General features: G+C 74.8%; 2 protein-coding genes. One reads left to right on the forward strand and one right to left on the reverse strand.

Annotation, left to right across the window (positions count from 1 at the left end; translation table 11 throughout):
• A partial coding sequence (locus tag HUW36_RS33165) for a DUF6807 family protein (protein ID WP_174531618.1) occupies nucleotides 1–430 on the forward strand: 430 nt, incomplete at its 5' end.
• 7 nt (nucleotides 431–437) lie between these two features.
• On the opposite strand, the gene HUW36_RS33170 is transcribed toward HUW36_RS33165, so the two are convergent.
• Nucleotides 438–1,214: hypothetical protein (locus tag HUW36_RS33170; protein ID WP_246248449.1), on the reverse strand; the 777-nt coding region annotated here is incomplete at its 5' end.

Genomic DNA, 1,214 nt, shown 5'->3' on the forward strand with positions numbered 1-1,214 from the left:
CGCCTCCGCGACCGGCGCCGACGTGCGCCTGGGCAGCCCGGCGACCAACGGCCGCCCCGGCGGGGCCGGCTACGGCGGGTTCTTCTGGCGCGCGGCGGCAACCGGGGAACCGCGGGTGCACACCGCCGACGCGGTAGGCGAGGAGGCGGTCAACGGCGCGACCGCGCCCTGGGTGGCGCTGCGCGGCACCGGGCCGGGCGGCGGCGCGTACACCCTGGTCTTCGCCGGCCTGGGGCCGGGCGACAGGTGGTTCGTCCGCACCGCCCTGTACCCGGGCGTCTGCGTGGCGTACGCGTTCGAACGGCCGGCGGTGATCGCCGCCGGGCGGCCCCGCCGCAACCGGCACCGGGTGCTGGTCGCCGACGGTCACCTCGACCCGGCGGACGTCGCGGCCCGGCTCGCCGCGGCCGACCGCGCACCCACCACCTGAGGGCCGGTCAGTCGACCGTCCGCCCGGACGTGGTCGCGGTCGTGCGGATCGCCTTGACGATCGCCGGGATCGAGCCGATCAGCAGCACCAGCGCCCAGATCAGCGCCACCACGGCGAACACCACCGCGCCCAGGTCGTCCAGGATGCTGACCAGGATCACCGGCACCAGGCCGTGCAGGAACTGCAGCACCACCGTGCACAGCAGCGTGGTCAGCGCCAGCAGCACCAGCCCCTTGTTGCGCAGGAAACGCGGCTGGGCGGCCAGCAGCAGCCCGGCCCAGACCAGCTTGAGCAGCAGCGCCAGCCCGAGCAGCACGGCCGCGTCGTCGACCGGGAAGAACCCCCACACCGCCAGGTACGCCAGCGTGCCGAACGGCGGCGCCAGGAACAGCGACACCATCACCGTCAGCTCGACGAACGCGACGATCAGCAGCACCAGCGACACCAGCAGCAGCACGATCGAGAAGACGAGCGTGGCCACCCCCTGCACCCGGCCCTGGACCCGGTCCGGCAGCACCAGGCTCAGGCAGAACAACCCGGTGGTCCAGAGCGCCACCACGTCGATCAGCGCGAGGTACCCGGTACCGCGCCCGGACGGCTCGCTGACCCCGCCCACGTCACCCAGCTCGACGCCGAGCTGCCCGGCGCTGTCCCGCAGCGCGCCCCCCGCGTCCCCGCCGCCGGTCAGCGCGGCGCGTTCTTCGACCCCAGCTCCGAGGAACTGGTGGCCAACCTGCTGCTGGCGGCCGCGGTCGGCGGACGGTCCGTCCTCGACGTGTACCGC

The sequence above is a fragment of the Micromonospora maritima genome (genome assembly GCF_902825405.1).
Taxonomy (GTDB): domain Bacteria; phylum Actinomycetota; class Actinomycetes; order Mycobacteriales; family Micromonosporaceae; genus Micromonospora; species Micromonospora maritima.